The sequence below is a fragment of the Vibrio sp. YT-19(2023) genome, from assembly GCF_033337395.1.
This window is the reverse complement of record NZ_JAWOQN010000005.1, coordinates 153886-171887: the sequence shown is the minus strand read 5'-3', so window position 1 is coordinate 171887 and position 18002 is coordinate 153886. Positions and strand designations below refer to the sequence as shown.

General features: G+C 42.8%; 17 protein-coding genes. 9 read left to right on the top strand and 8 right to left on the bottom strand.

The genetic code is table 11. The features are described 5' to 3' along the window. The 4 genes from R7E78_RS05890 to rnk form a co-directional block, all read right to left on the bottom strand. Complete coding sequence (locus R7E78_RS05890) at window positions 1–1206, bottom strand: GGDEF domain-containing protein (RefSeq protein WP_230850617.1); 1206 nt, start codon at window positions 1204–1206, stop codon at window positions 1–3. 133 nt (window positions 1207–1339) lie between these two features. Further along, on the bottom strand, window positions 1340–2326 hold the full coding sequence (locus tag R7E78_RS05885; RefSeq protein WP_318057757.1) for an ABC transporter substrate-binding protein: 987 nt from the start codon (window positions 2324–2326) through the stop codon (window positions 1340–1342). 227 nt (window positions 2327–2553) lie between these two features. Then, window positions 2554–3513 carry a GGDEF domain-containing protein gene (locus tag R7E78_RS05880; protein WP_318057759.1) on the bottom strand — a complete coding sequence of 320 codons (960 nt, stop codon included), beginning with the start codon at window positions 3511–3513 and terminating at the stop codon, window positions 2554–2556. 238 nt (window positions 3514–3751) lie between these two features. Continuing rightward, window positions 3752–4159, bottom strand: coding sequence for a nucleoside diphosphate kinase regulator (gene rnk / locus R7E78_RS05875; protein WP_005376048.1), 408 nt, complete (start codon window positions 4157–4159; stop codon window positions 3752–3754). 527 nt (window positions 4160–4686) lie between these two features. Here rnk and nirB point away from each other — a divergent pair. The 4 genes from nirB (at window position 4687) to cobA (ending at window position 9597) form a co-directional block, all read left to right on the top strand. Continuing rightward, entirely contained in the window at window positions 4687–7251 is a 2565-nt protein-coding gene (gene nirB / locus R7E78_RS05870) for a nitrite reductase large subunit NirB (protein ID WP_054575425.1), read from the top strand. 13 nt (window positions 7252–7264) lie between these two features. Then, window positions 7265–7588 carry a nitrite reductase small subunit NirD gene (gene nirD / locus R7E78_RS05865; RefSeq protein WP_005387969.1) on the top strand — a complete coding sequence of 108 codons (324 nt, stop codon included), beginning with the start codon at window positions 7265–7267 and terminating at the stop codon, window positions 7586–7588. Window positions 7589–7783: 195 nt separating this feature from the next. Further along, entirely contained in the window at window positions 7784–8632 is an 849-nt protein-coding gene (locus tag R7E78_RS05860; protein WP_138940309.1) for a formate/nitrite transporter family protein, read from the top strand. A gap of 206 nt (window positions 8633–8838) precedes the next feature. Continuing rightward, window positions 8839–9597: a uroporphyrinogen-III C-methyltransferase gene (cobA, locus tag R7E78_RS05855; protein WP_086047380.1), complete on the top strand. Its 759-nt coding sequence runs from the start codon at window positions 8839–8841 to the stop codon at window positions 9595–9597. A gap of 16 nt (window positions 9598–9613) precedes the next feature. Here cobA and R7E78_RS05850 read toward each other — a convergent pair whose 3' ends face one another. Continuing rightward, on the bottom strand, window positions 9614–10054 hold the full coding sequence (locus tag R7E78_RS05850) for a DUF4174 domain-containing protein (protein WP_017820187.1): 441 nt from the start codon (window positions 10052–10054) through the stop codon (window positions 9614–9616). A gap of 119 nt (window positions 10055–10173) precedes the next feature. On the opposite strand from R7E78_RS05850, the gene R7E78_RS05845 reads away from it, so the two are divergent. Further along, window positions 10174–10662 (top strand): NYN domain-containing protein, encoded by a 489-nt coding sequence (locus tag R7E78_RS05845; RefSeq protein ID WP_005387978.1) that lies wholly within the window; start codon window positions 10174–10176, stop codon window positions 10660–10662. An 86-nt stretch (window positions 10663–10748) separates the two neighbouring features. Here the strand turns inward: R7E78_RS05845 and R7E78_RS05840 are convergent, their stop codons facing one another. Beyond that, window positions 10749–12080 carry an anaerobic C4-dicarboxylate transporter gene (locus R7E78_RS05840; protein ID WP_005376060.1) on the bottom strand — a complete coding sequence of 444 codons (1332 nt, stop codon included), beginning with the start codon at window positions 12078–12080 and terminating at the stop codon, window positions 10749–10751. A 419-nt stretch (window positions 12081–12499) separates the two neighbouring features. Here R7E78_RS05840 and R7E78_RS05835 point away from each other — a divergent pair, with 419 nt between their 5' ends. Both R7E78_RS05835 and R7E78_RS05830 read left to right on the top strand, forming a co-directional pair. Next, complete coding sequence (locus R7E78_RS05835; protein WP_213893398.1) at window positions 12500–13237, top strand: siderophore ferric iron reductase; 738 nt, start codon at window positions 12500–12502, stop codon at window positions 13235–13237. Between the two features lie 89 nt (window positions 13238–13326). Continuing rightward, window positions 13327–15498, top strand: coding sequence for a TonB-dependent receptor (locus R7E78_RS05830; protein ID WP_318057756.1), 2172 nt, complete (start codon window positions 13327–13329; stop codon window positions 15496–15498). 49 nt (window positions 15499–15547) lie between these two features. Here the strand turns inward: R7E78_RS05830 and R7E78_RS05825 are convergent, their stop codons facing one another. Beyond that, complete coding sequence (locus R7E78_RS05825; RefSeq protein WP_005376066.1) at window positions 15548–15739, bottom strand: DUF2986 domain-containing protein; 192 nt, start codon at window positions 15737–15739, stop codon at window positions 15548–15550. A 136-nt stretch (window positions 15740–15875) separates the two neighbouring features. On the opposite strand from R7E78_RS05825, the gene R7E78_RS05820 reads away from it, so the two are divergent. Together R7E78_RS05820 and R7E78_RS05815 are read left to right on the top strand one after the other, a co-directional pair. Continuing rightward, window positions 15876–16385 (top strand): GNAT family N-acetyltransferase, encoded by a 510-nt coding sequence (locus tag R7E78_RS05820; protein WP_005387984.1) that lies wholly within the window; start codon window positions 15876–15878, stop codon window positions 16383–16385. Between the two features lie 14 nt (window positions 16386–16399). After that, window positions 16400–16789 (top strand): nitrous oxide-stimulated promoter family protein, encoded by a 390-nt coding sequence (locus tag R7E78_RS05815; protein WP_005387988.1) that lies wholly within the window; start codon window positions 16400–16402, stop codon window positions 16787–16789. A 49-nt stretch (window positions 16790–16838) separates the two neighbouring features. Here R7E78_RS05815 and R7E78_RS05810 read toward each other — a convergent pair whose 3' ends face one another. Further along, window positions 16839–17999: an MFS transporter gene (locus tag R7E78_RS05810; RefSeq protein ID WP_033907039.1), complete on the bottom strand. Its 1161-nt coding sequence runs from the start codon at window positions 17997–17999 to the stop codon at window positions 16839–16841. Window positions 18000–18002 lie beyond the last annotated feature (3 nt).

The window sequence follows — 18002 nt, the reverse complement described above, 5'->3', positions numbered from 1 at the left end:
TTAAAACATAGGCCTCTTTAACAGCGAACTGCTGTTGTCGACAATAGTGAACGAGCTAGCTTTAGAACGTTTTGACTGATACATAGACTTGTCTGCCGCTGTTAATAATTCATGTACATTCGACCCATGCTCAGGATAGAGTGCAATACCAATGCTAGCTCCGACGCATAACTCTTTACCTTTAAAATGAATTACTTTTTCTATTTCTTGGATATAGCGTAGTGCACATGCAGACAGAGACGTACCTGTTGTGTGTGAACGATGAATAATAATAAATTCATCTCCACCAAAGCGGCCTACCATGTCTGATTCGTCGATAATACTTGATAATCTACTAGCTACAGATTTTAACACTGCATCACCTGCCTCATGGCCATGGCTATCGTTAATATCCTTAAATAAATTTAAATCTATAAAAAACAAACTAAAACTATTCTCACTGCCTCTGAAATTACGCGTAAGCTGGATCAAATGTTTTTCTATTGCTCGACGATTGTAGATATTAGTTAAGGAGTCGTGCTCAGACAAAAATACCAAACTTTCTTTTTGACGATTTAGAACTGAAGTTTGATTCTCTACTTCTTCTTTAAGTTTTGATTTTGATATTGTTGTGTGGTTTAACAATGCCGCCATTTTATTGAAGTAACAAGACAGATTTTCAAATTCCGTGAATTGATTTTCTGAAGGGATTTTATAGTCAAAATTTGACCTGCTTAATTGTTTTATTCCATTTATAAACCTTTGAAAGCTTCTCTTGAACTTTATTTTTATATAAAAGCATAATAGCATAACAACCAGAGAGATAAAAATAATACCTGCTTGAGTGTAATAATTTAAATTTTGTAGTTTTGTAGACTTATTATTAAGTATTTTTTTATAAATATATATTATTTCATTATTCATATCCTGGGATACAATGTTTATTCTGGATTGTATGACAGGATTTGATTTATTATAATTTACGACTGAATCATAATGGCGATCTTTGTCTAGTAAATGATTATTTTCGTATTGAACTAAAAAATACAGTTCGAGATTCATTTTTTTTAGGTCTTTAGTAAGGTATAAAATATCTTCATTTTGAGATAATAATTCGTTTAATTTGTTATGAGAAATCATGAATTGTGTGAAATTGTTTTTTCCCCTATTTTGAGTGTAAGCCCAAAGATAACTACTTAATGACTCTAATGATATTTGTATGTCCATTATTTGGTTTAATTGTTTCTTGGCTTTATAATCTTCTATTTTTATGAAGCTTATGTATACTATAACGCTGATACATAGTATTACGCTTAGACTGAATAGTGATGCTAAATAGTGGTTTAACGAACGATGCATTTTAATCTAGACCATCAAAATATGAATTGATATAGTTTTCTTTAAATATTTTTCTGTAATTTGGAATCTGTCCTTCTACATAGTTTTGTTTTAATGCCCAATTAGCTTCTGATTGTAATGTAAATAATAAAGAATTCGTTAAATTTAATCGAAAGTTATAATCATCCCAACTCCAAGATATTTCTTCAACTGTTGTGTTAAGTTTTTGTGATAGTATTTTCATTGTTAAATGAGGGTTTTTATCCATCCAGTTAATTGAGTGATGAAGTGACTTTATTATTTTCATTACTTCTTTATCTGATTTTTCAATGTGTATTTCTTTTGATACAAGCAAAAAGTAAAGTTTATACACGCCAATAATTCCTATGTTCTTTACTTCTTCATTTATTCTATTCTTGGCCATAAATCCGTATGGCTCCCAAGTAGATATTGCATCGACGTTTCCTTGTATTAAATGATTTATAATAACCTGCGTTGTTGATGATATTTTTTCTACTTTTTCTAAATCAATGTCATTTACCTGTAGCAACAAGTCTAAGTAATACTCGCTAGCGCTCTTTTTTATTACACCAACCTTTTTTCCTGGTAATTTATCTATACTTTCTATACCAGACCGCTTTTTAGTTAGCAGCTTAATATCATTCGTAGAAGATGCAAAAGAAGTGATTAATGCTAAATCTTTGTATTCAAAGCTTTTAAACATCAGTACGCTTTCAGAAAAAGTGGCGTAATTAACATGGTTTTCTAGAAGTAGGTTTGAACATTCGACCCCTCCAAAGCACATGATAAGTTCGACGTTTAAATCGTTTTCTTCAAACGCACCTATGTGCTCTGCAATGATAAAAGGGGCTGACAGAGGCGTCTTAGATATACCGATTGTTGTAGGTTTGTGGATAGCATTTGATACTGTTGTCAACTTTAAATAAGTAACTACTAATACAGAAAGAGCTAATATTTTGATAGCTGTAGAAATCTGTTTTGTATCCATCAAAAACAACTCCCTTCATAATAGTAGTAATTAATCTATCAGTTAAATGAGTGTAGTTGCTTATTGGGTTGATGCTAGGAGAGGAGGGGATTTATTTGTATCGTGCCAAATTTATGAGTACCTAGGGGTAATTTCGGTAACTGGCTTAGATATAAAGAATTTATCTTTAGTTAGTTCAAGTTGTAGCAAATGACTGATTTCATAACATGATGATTTATGGAGAGATATCAACTTTTTAAGTTGAAAAATTGTACTCCATTTTTGCCATTTTTCTTTATCTCATACATTGCGTGATCGGCTTTTTGATACACTTCATTAAACGGTTGCTTTCCTTTGTTAAAGAGACAAACACCGATACTCATTCCTATCGTTACTTTATGTAAGTCTTGATTTATCGCTGGAATGATTGAATCTAAGAGTTGATTGCAAAGTTGGGATATTTCCTCTCGACTTGAATGCCAGTTTAAGATAACAAATTCATCGCCTCCTATGCGTCCAACTTGAGACTTGCTTGACGCAAGCTCTGTTAAGCTATTGGCGATATTGATGAGGAGGGTGTCGCCAGTATGATGGCCTAGCTGGTCGTTAACTGCTTTAAAATTATCTATATCAACAAACACTAAAGCAGACTGCTGAGACGGTTCGGTTTGAGGTTGATGATTAAAGTTTTCCTCAATTGCTTTTCTATTTAACAATCCAGTCAATGGATCACTCGAAGCCAACTTGGCCAGTTGCTGCTCATAACGCTTTTCTTTTGTAATATCGATATGAGTACCCATCATCCGTAGTGGTTCGCCATCAGAACCATACTCGACGATGCGCCCTCGATCGTAGACCCAGCTATCACTGCCGTCTTTATGAATCATGCGATGCACTACCTCATAAAGGTCGGTCTTGCCTGCTAGGTGATCTTCAAATGCACCCACCGCAAGATCGTAATCTTCAGGGTGGAGATTGTTTTTCCACGTTTCAACCGTCGCGGTTAACTCATGGGGCTGATAACCTAGCATTTTGCCCCACTGAATATTGAATATCGTCAAAGTACCTGAAGGAATATGCTGCTCCCACAAACACAGTCCATTACTGTCGAGTGCAGCATTCAACTTTTCTTGTAGTCGCGCATTCTTCCGCTTCAGCTCTTCATTTTCTTTTTCTAAGCAGGCAATTCGAGTTAGATATTCTTCCATTTTGCGCATAATTTACGTCGTTTTCGGAGCGACAATATACGAAAAATACTTTGCAATTTCTATGATTGAGCTTGGAGATATAAGTATTGAATATGCGGTAAATAATAAAGAATCGGTGATGTTACTTAAGAGCTGCAAAGTAAATGCTTGGAAAACAAAGAAGGAAATAGGGGGTAAGCGAGGGGCTCTCCTGGTGCAAAGTCTTAAATGGAGGCCTTTGCACCGGGACTACTGAGGGTTAGCGGTTTAGTGCACCACAACGCTCAGGCTGGTAGGTGATATCGACAATTTCAATTGTCTTCACTTGATTATTTGGCATTGGCCATTCAAGTTTTTGACCAACAGACAAACCGATCAGTGCGCTGCCTACGGGCGCAAAAATAGAGATATCATCACTGCTTTTCAGTTCAGAAGGGTAAACCAGTGTCTTTGTCATGGTTCTATCTTCACCTGAAAATTTAAACTCTACAGTCGAGTTCATCGTGACCACGTTATCTGGCATTTGTTCTGGCTCAAGAACTGTTGCTCGGTCGAGCTCTGCTTCTAATTCCACAAGCTCCGCTGCGATGTTTGGCATTTTATCCAACAAGGCTGTGATTCGGTTCATATCTAAGCTTGAGATGTAGATAGAATTGTTTTCTGACATTTTATGACTCCCAAATAAAAGGCCGCCTCACAAAAATGGGACGGCACTCTATATGTCAATTACGGTATCAATCATATGGACGCTATTCCATATGAACTAAACCTGATTTTAGTCTTTATAGTGCGACTTAGCTAGTAAAAAATTTTTGTTGTGAAGCTTGATTTTTCTAAATCTTTCAATCACTTCAGATATTGTTCTCTGATCACCTTGAAACGGTGAAGTCAAGTGAGTGCGTCGTTTAGAAGCAAAACAGGATTTATCGTAGGTGTGCTCGGTTTCGATGGTCAGCCTAACTTCATAAAAGCAAAACGGTATAGTCCGTTGCTAGCATGGCTTCGGTTATCTCAGTTTGTTAAAACTACCAATATCCGTTAATAAATTACTTTTTATTTCGCAATAGTCAGATAAATACGTTCATCTACCCCTTTAGGGTAGTTTGAAATTGTAATTGATTTACATCATGTATTAATTTTCTTTCACAATTAACAATGAGCTCAGTGATAAGAACCTAACCCTTAGGAATTATAATGAGCAAGTTGAAGCTAGTAGTCATCGGTAACGGTATGGTAGGGCACCGTTATATTGAAGACTTAGTCGAGAAAGCTGATATGTCTAATATAGACATTACGGTTTTCTGTGAAGAACCTCGTGTCGCATACGACCGTGTGCACCTTTCCTCTTACTTTTCTCACCATACTGCAGATGAACTTTCTTTAGTAAAAGAAGGCTTCTACGAGAAACACGGTATTAACATGCTGATCGGCGAACGCGCGATTAACATCAACCGTGAAAACCGCATTGTTTACTCAAGCACTGGTCGCGAAGTTCAATACGACAAGCTGATTCTTGCTACTGGCTCATTCCCATTTGTTCCACCTATCAAAGGTCACGAAAGCAAAGACTGTTTTGTTTACCGTACTATCGAAGATCTTAAAGCGATCGAAGCGTGTGCGAAGAAGAGCAAATCAGGCGTTGTTGTCGGTGGTGGTCTGCTAGGTCTTGAAGCAGCAGGCGCATTGAAAGCACTGGGTGTAGAAACGCATGTTGTTGAGTTCGCACCGAAGCTAATGGCTGAGCAACTTGACCTTGCTGGTGGTAACCAACTTCGACAAAAGATCGAGCGTATGGGCGTGAACGTTCACACTAGCAAAAACACGCTTGAGATTGCGCCAGAAGGCACAAACGCACGTAACGTTATGCGTTTTGCTGACGGCTCAGAGCTAGAAACAGACTTCATCGTATTCTCTGCAGGTATTCGTCCACAAGACAAACTAGCACGCCAAATGGAGCTAGAAGTGGCACCTCGTGGCGGTGTTGCTATCAACGACCATTGTCAGACTTCTGATGAGAACATCTACGCGATTGGTGAGTGTGCGTCTTGGAACGAAATGTTCTACGGCCTTGTTGCTCCTGGCTACAAGATGGCGACAGTTGCTGTTGATCACCTACTAGGTAACACAGAAAGCAAATTCGAAGGCGCTGACATGTCTGCGAAGCTGAAACTTCTTGGCGTGAAAGTAGGCTCTATCGGTGACGCGAACGGTCGTACTGAAGGCTGTAAGAGTTACGTTTACCAAAACGAAGAGCAAGAAGTTTACAAACGTCTTATCGTTTCTGAAGACAACAAGAAACTGCTTGGCGCAGTTATGGTTGGTGACACCTCTGACTACGGCGATCTGCTTCAACTTATGTTGAACGAAATCGACCTACCAGAACACCCAGATGCGTTGATCCTTCCTGCACACGCAGGTGCTGAGAAACCAGCACTAGGTGCAGATGCTCTACCAGAAAGCGCAGTGATCTGTTCATGTTTCGACGTGACAAAAGGCAAGATCGCACAAGCGGTTGCTGATGGTCACCACACATTGGGTGACATCAAAGCTGTGACTGGCGCAGGTACAGGCTGTGGTGGTTGTATTCCTCTAGTGACGTCTGTTCTAAATGCTGAGCTTGCTAAATCTGGTATCGAAGTGAAGAACGACGTGTGTGAGCACTTTGCATACTCACGCCAAGAGTTGTTCCACCTAATCCGCATTGAAGAGATCAAAACGTTTGATGAGCTTCTAGAGAAATACGGCAAAGGTTACGGCTGTGAAGTTTGTAAACCACTGGCTGGTTCTATCTTGGCTTCTTGCTGGGGTGAGCACATTCTTAAGCCACAACTGGTTAAGCTGCACGACACGAACGATAACTTCCTAGGTAACATCCAAAAAGACGGTACTTACTCTGTTATCCCACGTATGGCGGGTGGTGAAGTAACACCTCAAGCATTGGGTGCGCTAGCGAACGTTGCTGCAGAATACAACCTATACACCAAAGTAACCGGTGCTCAACGTATTGGTCTGTTCGGTGCTCAAAAAGACGATCTTCCAGAGATCTGGCGCAAGCTTATCGATGCTGGCTTCGAAACAGGTCAAGCGTACGCAAAAGCACTTCGTATGGCGAAGACCTGTGTTGGCTCAACGTGGTGTCGTTACGGTGTTCAAGATTCTGTTGGTCTAGGTTCTTACATCGAGAACCGTTACAAAGGCATTCGTACACCTCATAAGATGAAGTTCGGTGTTTCTGGCTGTACTCGTGAATGTGCGGAAGCACAAGGTAAAGACCTTGGCATCATCGCGACTGACGCAGGTTGGAACATGTACGTATGCGGTAACGGCGGTATGAAACCTCGTCACGCAGACCTACTAGCAAGCGATCTAGATAAAGAAACGCTAATCAAGTACATCGACCGCTTCATGATGTTCTACATCCGTACTGCTGCGCCACTACAACGCACATCAGTTTGGATGGAAAACATGGAAGGTGGCGTTGACTACCTACGCGAAGTGATTGTTAACGACAAGCTTGGCATCAACGCTCAACTAGAAGCAGACGTAGCGAAGCTTGTAGACGAGTACGAGTGTGAGTGGACTGCGACCATCAACGACGAATCACAACTGACTCGTTTCGCGCACTTCATCAACTCTGACAAGCGCGATGACAACGTTGTATTTGTACAAGAGCGTGAGCAGCACCGCCCAGCAACCTTCACGGAAAAACACCCTGAAGCAAAAGGCGACATCCTACACGTAGCGATCACTGAAGCATAAGGGAAGGTTGATTATGTCATTTGAAAAGATTTGCCAAATCAGCGACATCGTACCGGGCACGGGTGTTTGTGCACTGGTTGATGGTCAACAAGTTGCGGTATTCCGCCCAACACAAGCAGAAGAAGTGCTGGCGATCAGCAACACAGACCCGTTCTTCCAATCAAACGTGCTTTCTCGCGGTTTGATCTGTGAGCACCAAGGCGAGCTTTGGGTGGCTAGCCCACTTAAGAAGCAACGCTTTAACCTGACAACAGGTGCGTGCATGGAAGACGAGCGTTTTAGCGTGAAAGCGTACAAAACCCGCGTAACCAACGGCGAAGTAGAAATCTCTGCGTAAGCTTGGTTTTCATTCCCTCCTCTTAGGGGGAGGGAATGAACTGAAACCTAGATTCAATAGACAAAGGCTTTCCAAGCATCATCTCAGGGGAACAGGGAAGCGAGGTGTTGTAGACAGCGTTCAGGTGTCAACGGGAAGCCTTTCTCTATTCAATCTTTAACTTTTTAACTTTCAATTTTGGATAAGGACACATTCATGTCTACTGATTTTAAGCCTGCAGAATTCGTGCAAACCATGATCAATGTTGGTGAAGCGAAAACCAATACAAGCACGCGAGATCTTCTGCTTCGCGGTACGATGGCTGGCGTTATTCTTTCGCTTGCGGTGGTGGTTGCTATTACCGCGATTGTACAAACGGGTATCGGCCTTGTAGGAGCACTTGTTTTCCCCGTTGGTTTCGTAATTCTAAGTGTGATGGGGTATGACCTAGTAACCGGTGTTTTTGGTCTAGCGCCTCTGGCTAAGTTTGCTAACCGTCCGGGCATCACTTGGGGTCGTATCTTCCGTTGTTGGGGGCTTGTAGGCTTGGGTAACCTTATTGGTTCTCTGATCGTTGCTTACCTAGTGGCTATCTCTCTAACAGGTAACTTCTCTCTAGAACTGAATGCAGTAGCGAAGAAATTTGTCGTTGTTTCTACCGCGCGTAGCCTTGGTTTTGAAAACATGGGTATGGACGGATGGATCACGTGTTTCGTACGCGGCATCTTCTGTAACCTAATGGTGTGTCTAGGCGTTATCGGCAACATGACAGCACGTTCAGTATCTGGTCGCGTAGCAATGATGTGGTTCCCAATCTTCATCTTCTTCGCTCTAGTATTCGAGCACACAGTAGTAAACATGTTCCTATTCCCACTAGGTATGATTCTAGGTGCGGATTTTGGTATCGCGACTTGGTTGAACTTCAACCTTATCCCAACCATCCTAGGTAACATTGTTGGTGGTCTAGTAATGACTTGTATTCCACTGTACCTAACTCACGCTAAAACTGCGCCTTCTATCAATGCTGAAGAAGAAGTAAAAGCGCAACCTGCAATGGCTAAATAACCATTAACGGGTAATTCGCTTAATATGGTCCCGCTTCTGGATGGGCGGGACTATTCTCTAACTAGATTTCAATTTTTAACTTTCACTTTCGCGACATATTTTATTGATTTAGCTATAAAAAGTAATAACTCCTTAGAGTGGTTTTAGCCCTAAGTGCATAACGCGAGTGTTACTCTTTATATCTAAATTTTTCGATAGGCGTTGATATGACTACTGCTCACTCATCTTTAAACAGCGGCTTTATTTCTCTTGTTGGTGCAGGTCCAGGTGATCCTGATTTGCTCACAGTAAAAGGCTTAAAAGCCATTCAAGCGGCTGAAGTTGTTGTATACGACCGTTTGGTGTCGAAAGACATTCTAGAATTGGCTCATGCATCAGCAGAGATGATCTACGTAGGTAAAAAATTAGACTTTCACTGTGTGCCTCAAGATCAAATCAACCAAATCTTGGTGCAGAAAGCACAAGAAGGTAAGCGTGTTGTGCGTCTGAAGGGCGGTGACTCATTTATCTTTGGCCGTGGCGGTGAAGAGTTAGAAGAACTAGCGGAATTTGGTATCAAATACGAAGTGGTTCCGGGTATCACAGCAGCAGCGGGTGCAACGGCTTATGCTGGTATTCCATTAACACACCGCGACCATGCGCAAAGCGTTCAATTCATCACTGGTCACGTACAAAAAGATGGTCGTGAGATTGAGTGGCATTCACTGGCGCAATCCAACAACACGCTTGTGTTCTACATGGGTTTGAAGCAAAGCGGCCACATTATGGATAAGCTGATCACTCACGGCTTAGATCCTGAGATGTCATGCGCCATTATTGAAAACGGTACGCGCCCGGAGCAGCGCGTGTTCCAAGGAAAGTTGAACGAGTTATCGAGCATGGCAGAGCAAGCTGTGAGCCCAGCATTGATTGTGGTTGGTAGCGTTACTCAGCTGCACAACAAATTGGATTGGTTCGCAAAGTAATACTGCCCAGAAGTGACTATATTTTACAGGGGCTTTGTTGCCTCTGCATTTCTTGCTTACGCATAGGCATTTGATCAATGAGGTTGTTGATAAACGGCCAGTCTGTTTCTGCGCCCCAACGGTGCTTTTCTAGACCATCTTTACCAAGCAAAATAGCAGTATGAGAACCTTTTTCGACCGCATAAAGACGAGCTAGCATTTTTAGGTCGAACTCTTCTTTAAGCCAAGCAGGAAAAGTATAACCTTGTTCTGTAATGACCAGTGTGACGACATCTCTGTCTTCCAACTCACACTCATTCATAAGTGTTTCTAGCAAGAATTGTTTGACGTATTCATCATTTTCCGGCGCAAAGTAGAGCACACTTCTATGTGGCCAGTATTTGGAGTGCGCTGGATAACCAAATGCTGTCGATGACAAGATACAAGAAAGCAGTATCACTAGTAACTTTCCGCCCATGACAGTTCCCCTAGAAACCCAAATAACTTTTTATACGTTAAGTTTAGTGGAATTGGCTCATTGTGCTTTTTCCAAAACTGGCATAGGGTAGGCAGCAAATAAATTGAGCGTAGAAATAGATGAGTTCGGAAAGCAAACAAAAAATCGCCATTTTGGTTGATGTACAGAATGTGTATTACACCTGTCGCGAAGCGTATCGAAGCAATTTTGATTACAACCAGTTTTGGTATGTCGCCACACAAGGGAAAGAGGTGGTAAGTGCTCGTGCTTATGCCATCGCGAGTAACGATCCAAAACAACGTCAGTTTCATCACATTTTACGCGGTGTTGGATTTGAGGTGATGCTTAAACCCTACATCCAGCGTCGTGATGGCAGCTCGAAAGGCGATTGGGATGTGGGTATTACTCTCGATGCAATTGAAATTGCTCCCGAAGTTGAGGAAGTGATTCTAGTTTCGGGAGATGGAGACTTTAGTCTGCTAGTAGAGAGAATTCAGCAGCGCTTCAATAAAACGGTGACCGTTTATGGTGTACCTAAACTTACATCTCAAACTCTGATTGATTGTGCCGACAATTTTGTCGCGATTGATGACGATTTCTTGCTGTAGTGAATAGTGCAATAAAGAAAGGCGAGTCACTCAGGCTGTACGAAACGTACAATGACTCGCCTCTAATTTATCCTTGATTTGGCTAGTTACGAAGGAATGATCATTTGCCCTAGCAAGTAACCCAAGCAACACGCACCAATCACGCCGATTAAGCCCACAGACATGAATGAGTGGTTGAAGTACCACTTACCAATCTTAGTTGTGCCCGAGGTATCGAAGTTCACAGTCGCGATATCTGAAGGGTAGTTGGGAATAAAGAAGTAGCCATATACCGCTGGCATCAAGCCGATAAGCAGCGCAGGTTCCAAACCTAAGCCGAGACCAACAGGTAGCATCATGCGAGCCGTTGCAGCTTGAGAGTTCACCACAACCGACACAATGAATAACGCAAGCGCGAATGTCCAAGGGTAGTTGGTTACCATCTCTACGATGCCGGATTTAAATTGAGGCATAGCGTACTGGAAGTAGGTATCTGACATCCATGCAATACCGAAGATAGCAATCGCCGCCACCATACCAGATTTAAATACCACCCCATTTGGTACGTCACGCGGGTCAGTTTTGGTCGCAAGCAAAATGATACCGCCGAAGCAGAGCATCATCATTTGAATCACAACCGCCATGCTGATTGGCTTCGAGCCATCTACGATGGTACGAATGTCTGGCCACATCGCGATAACGACGATAACCAAGATCGATGCAATGAACAGCAATACAGAGTTACGAGCACTTGTTGGTAGTACTTCATCAAGAGACGTTGCAGTTGTGTTGAGGATTTTTTCTCTCCACACAGGATCTTTCAAACGCTCTTGGTATTCTTCATCGTCGTCTAGCTCTTTACCACGCTTTAGGCTGTAAAGTGACATCAACAACGTACCGAATAGCGTTGCAGGTACAGTAACGAGCAGAATTGAGAGCAGAGTGATCTCGTGTTGAATGTCGGAGAGTTGCGCCAAGTAGTAAACCACTGCTGCTGAAATTGGCGAGGCTGTGATTGCGATTTGAGAGGCGACAGAAGCGGCAGCCATAGGACGCTCAGGACGAATGCCGTTTTTAAGCGCAACGTCGCCAATGATTGGCATGATAGAGTAAACCGCGTGACCAGTACCAAGTAGGAAGGTCATAAAGTAAGTCACGAACGGAGCAATAAGGGTGACGCGTTTTGGGTTCTTACGAAGCACACGCTCGGCAACTTGCAGCATGTATTTCAAACCGCCAGCGGCTTCAAGAATGGAAGCACATGTTACCACCGCTAAAATGATCAACATAACGGTGACAGGAGGAGAGGTTGGCGGCATCTTAAAGATGAATACTTCAATCACCAAGCCAATTCCGGATACGACCCCAAGGCCGATACCACCATAACGTGAGCCGATATACAGCATCACGAGCAAAAATAGAAACTCAAGATACAACATGTGGATTTCCTTATTCAAAACAGAGGGCTACATAGCCAAATTACCTCTTTGTATTGTCTCGATATTCAGAAAGAAAATACTTCATGTTGTTCACAATCCGCTGGATAAGAAACAGCAATATTCAATTATTGGCAATAACTCACGCTACACAGGGAAACTGTTAACACAGTTTTATCAGGGTGTTTTTATGCTGTGTATTTTTGCGATCATGTGAGCGTTAAATGCGAAGAGGTTTAAGAGTTTGTTGCTATTCATCGCATACGTAACCAGACCTTACAGCTTCACAGAACTCGGAAATACAGTCATAACTAACCCTAAGAGTGCTTCTTTGTTATGAAAACGCAAAGGATAATAGTTTGCATTGCGATTGGTGCTTGGGTATAAAGGTGTCAGAATGACTACACCAACAATAAGCCATCATGTCTGAGCAATTTTTCCCGCAACTGTTTCAAACTTCGAGTGAGATTACACCTTACCTACACGGTGATATCGGCGAGATAGGGCAAGAAGCTATCCATATCGAGAATGATATCAACCCGATCATCCAAGGCCTTTATCAGCAAATCTCGGAGGCTCATCCGGAAGCGGGAAAAGCATATTGGTTGACAAGAACGTGGGATTTACTTTGTTGGCAGCCAGTTTATGTCGCATTCATCTCTATTTACGGTTACCACACGTTGCCAAACATTCGCGAGATAGCGCAGCACCTCAAACCTTGTTTTGTTTCTGGGTACCGATTCGCCGACGAAGCGCATATACATGGCGAGCCAGAAGCGTTGATAAAAGAGGCGGGGCGTCAAATCCGAGAACTGTTCGACTTCTATCAACAAGAGATGAGTCAATGGACACGCATTCGTCCTGGCTTCACCCATCAATTGATGTCGGACGGAATCATGGCTTGTTTAATTCGTCTCCAACAGCGCTTTCCGCAAATGACTAACTCGACACTTCAGGAGCATGCGATCTTGTGGCTAAGCGCAATGGGTTTGGATGTTGATAATAGCCGCTCACTTCATGAGACGGAATCTGATCAGCCGCTAAAGTTAGTAAGAAAAAGTTGTTGTTTAGTCTATAAGTGTGAAGGCAGAAAGCTTTGTGCAGATTGTCCTCGTTTAGAGGAAAATCGACAGCTTATGAGCAAGAAGGTCCTTAATTAACATTTATTTAACTTGTGTAACAGTGCTCGATTTGAGAGTGAGAATAAGTATCATTGCATGCTCTTGTTGACAACAAAAAGATAAATACAATGATGAAAAGGACGTTTTCTTTCAATCTCATCGTACTTGCGATGAGCAGTGGATACGCAGTTAGCTCAATAGCAGCAGAAAATCTTCAACAAACATCGACTCCGAGCGATGAGCAATTGGTTGTTGTAGGCAGTGTGCTGCCGAAATCGATCTCCGATATTCCAGGAACGGTTTGGTTTGTTGGCCAAGAAGAGATTGCTCAGCAATATCGTGCGGGCAAGACACTGGGTGATATTCTTTCTGCAACCATCCCTTCTTTAGACGTCGGCACCGGTGGTCGAACTAACTATGGTCAGAACCTTCGCGGTAGAGCAATGTTGGTAATGATTGATGGTGTCTCGTTACAGTCTTCTCGCCCGATTAGTCGTCAGTTAGACGCAATAGACCCATTCAACATCGAGCGAATTGAAGTACTATCTGGTGCAACCTCCATTTATGGGGCAGGCGCTACTGGTGGTGTTATTAACATTATCACCAAGAAAGCGTACTCGGATGACTTGTCGTTTGAATCCTACGTGAGTGGCACTACAGGTTTTAATAGCAGCGATGACTTTGATTACAAACTCGCTCAGTCTATCTCGGGTGGTAATGAACGAATTGCCGCTAGAGGTTCGGTTGTGTACACCGAGACACAAGGTGCATTTGACGCAAATGGCGACATTGTCACCCCAGACATTTCACAGGGCTCTTTGCAGTATAATTCAACGCTCGATGTTATGGGATCGACCGAGATTCAAATCTCCGATGCCAGCAAGTTAAACCTTGTCGCACAATACTATGACAGCCAGCAAGATTCGCCATACGGTTTGTACATTGTTAACAATAAATTTGTTGATGTACGAGAGGGGTTCGATTCCGACCGTGAACATGGTACAGAGCGAGTTCTCTTAAGTGCGAACTACGCTCACGACAGCGTATTCGGTCATCAACTGATAGCCGAGTTATCTTACCGTAGTGAAGACCAAACCTTTACTCCTTATTACCAAAGTGCCTCTCAACAAAAAACAGAAGTTTTTGCTGGGCGCTTAGCGTTAGCTAAAAGCTGGGAGTCATTCAAACTTGTTTATGGTGTCGATGCGTACTTAGACCGTTTTGAAAGTAACCAGGCTCTGTTCGATCCAACCATTGCGAACAGCTCTGGGAACTTAATTAATCGAACCTATGCCGAAGTGGGGCGTTACCCAGATGTTGATGTGGCGTCTTACGCAATGTTTGTCCAAGGGGATTACCAAATCAATCAAGATTGGTCAGTACAAGCAGGCTACCGCTACCAATACATGGACAATAAGATTGATGATTTTGTTGCCTATAGTATACAAAAGAAGATCGCATCGGGTAATGGTGTATCAGCGGATGCGGTACCAGGTGGCAGCACTGACTACTCTGTGAGCTTATTTAATTTGGGCACTATTTATCAGCTTAACGATGAATCTCAGCTTTGGGCGAACTTCTCTCAAGGTTTCGAACTCGCTGATCCTGCAAAGTACTACGGCCAAGGTAGCTACGATGCCGCGGATGCAAATGGTCACTACGCGTTGAACAATAGCATTAATGTATCTGACTCAAAAATGTCGGGCATCAAAACGGACAGCTATGAAATTGGTTACCGATTAGATACGGATACTGTCGCACTGCAAGCGGCGGGTTACTACTCGGTGTCGGATAACTCAATCAAGTATGACAAGAAGACGCTCCTAATCACCAATGTTGATGACGAGCAACGTGTATACGGTGCCGAAGCAAACATTAACTACTGGGTAAACCGTGATATTTTGTTAGGTGCATCAGGTCACTATGTGGTTTCTGAGCTGAAAACCAACGGTAAGTGGGAAGATCTAAGCGCGGGTAAAGCAAGTACATCAAAAGCGAACGCGTGGGCGGCTTACTATCAGGATGGCTATTCAGTACGTTTACAAAGCCAGACGATGTTTGATTACGAAGATGACGCAAACAATAAACTAGATGGATACACTACGTTTGATCTTCTTGGTAACGTAACACTACCTATCGGGCAGTTAGGTTTTGGTATTCAAAACCTATTTGACGAAGACAACACAACCGCTTGGGGACAACGTGCGCAGATTCTTTATGCAGCACACTACGATGCTGCAGCGTACGACTACAAAGGAAGAGGTCGCACATTCACACTGAACTACAGTGTCGAATACTAAAGCTAACTATCTCCGAATATCAAAAAAGCCGCTTGAAGCGGCTTTTCTTTTAGGCTTGATCTGTCTGCGCTGTGTCTACAACGTTTTCCGTGTGTTCTGAAGCTTGGTTTTGTTCTTCAGCTTCCATTTTCGCGCGTTCAGCTTTGGAGATATAACGCGGCTTATTGCTCTTATGTAGCTTAGCGTTATGCTTCTTCTGCTTCGCTTTCAAGATCTGATTGATTTTCTTCTTGCGGTTCATGGTGGTGGTCCTTTAATTTAGCGAGGCAGGATAGTTACTTTTTTATCAAGTTACAACTAAATAAGCGCCGGTATCGGTCGCAAAATTCAAGTACGTTCCTATGTCCAATCATCTATCGCGTTTTAATGGAGCCCAAATGAAAACACTGTACACCGAACGTTTGATACTGCGTCTTGTGAGTGTAGATGATGCACCATTTATACTAGAACTTTATAACCACCCAGACTTCTACCGTTTTGTCGGAGACAAACAAATTCGTACCGAATATGAAGCGGCGCGTTACATAAAAGAAAACATGCTACGCATGCAACAAATTAAAGGCGTGAGTTTACTCGTTGTAGAGAAGAAAGAAGATGGGCAACCCATCGGGATTTGTGGGTTGGTTAAACGTGACACATTACAACACTATGATCTCGGATATGGATTTTTACCTTCCGCTTATGGCTACGGCTACGGAACGGAGTCTGCAACCGCAGTGCTGGAATACGCTAGAGAGGAAATGAAACTCGATAATTTGGTTGCCATCACCAACAATGACAATATTCGTAGTATAAGTTTGCTCAAAAAACTGGGCTTTGAGTTTGAACGAGTTGAGCAGCAATATGATAATGGCCGCACGTTAGAACTTTACACAATGATGTTGTGATTTTTGGATAGCGCATGAGCGATATTTTACTTGGCAAACTCGCCACTGAATTTAAGACAGTAAAAGCCATGGTAGAGGTTTACTGTCATGACCATCATGGAACAAAACGTGACTTATGCTCAGAATGTCGTGAGCTGCTTGAATACGCAGAAGTGCGCCTCGACCGCTGTCCTTATGGAGAGAATAAACCGACGTGTAATAAATGTCCGATTCACTGCTACAAACCAGAGCCGAAAGAACAAATGCGTTTGGTCATGCGTTACTCTGGCCCCAGAATGTTACTGAAACATCCCATCTTGGCGGTTCGTCATTTGCTTCATGAAAAGCGAATGGTACCGGAAAAGCCTGCAGCGAACGCGTCAAACCGTCACAAGCGTTTATCTAAACAAAAATGCGAAGAATAAAAAAACGAGGGCGACATGCCCTCGTTTTCGTTGAGTAGAAGCGGCGTGGTTAGAGGCCAGCGGCCATACGCTGCTTGGTTTTGCTCGCAGCAAGTAGCATGTATACGCCAGTCGCAACCAAAGCGGCAAACAAGTAGCCTAGCAAGCCGTGTTCTTGGCCCATGAATTTATCAGCGACAACAGGACCAGCAACAGAGCCGATGCTGTAGCTAAACAGCATGACTTGTGTCGCAGAGACAATAAAGCGTTCATCAAGTCCTTCGCAACCTAAGTTGATTGCAATCGGGTACAAGGCAAAAGTAGCTGCACCTAAAAAGAATAATGCAGCAGCCAATACCACGGCTGACGAGGAAATAAAGGTCATACCGATCGAAAAAATACCCAAAATACAGAAAAACGCCATTAGCACTGTGCGGCTCATATATTTGTTTAACGCAGTCACCATTGGTTGAACTAGCATGCCACCTAGAATCACTAGCGCCATCAATGTACCAATGTCTTGATGGCTAATTTTACGGTTAGTTAACTCAACTGGCATTAATCCGTAGATCGCGCCTAAGGTCAAACCTGAAACAACACAACCAATAATTGCTGCATGGTTTAGTTTGGCAATTTGCTTAAATGATAAAGCGGTTGATTCATGGCTGTTTGGCTGCTCACACTCAATGAACATTAGCACCAGCATCGCCATTAGGATCAACGTCGTGATCGCAATAAACGGAACGCCGCCACTTACGCCAAGCACGCCAATACCAAACTGGCCTAATGCTGAACCACCATAAAGCGATAGCATGTACAAGCTCAAACGTTTCGCACGCGATGCTTCGTCTCCAGACATTAGCCAAGACTCAACAATGACAAAAACACCAGCAACCGCGATACCCGCAATAAAGCGAGCGGCAAGCCACATCAATCCGTTAGCAAACACGGGTAGTGTGACGATAGTTAGCGAAAATACGGCCAAGCAACCAATAAACGCGTTACGGTGACCAACTTGACGTACGATACGTTCAATAAAAATAGCACCGGTTAATAAGCCGCCATAAAACACACTCGCCAACCAACTCGCGTAATCTGCTGAGATGTTGTATTCACCGAGCATGAGAGGGATCAAGCTCATTAAATAGCCCGAAGCCACCGCATAAAGAGACAGTGCGACGACTGGAACTGTAACTCGTGGTGATGCTGCAGGAACGACTGTGTTTTCCACTGT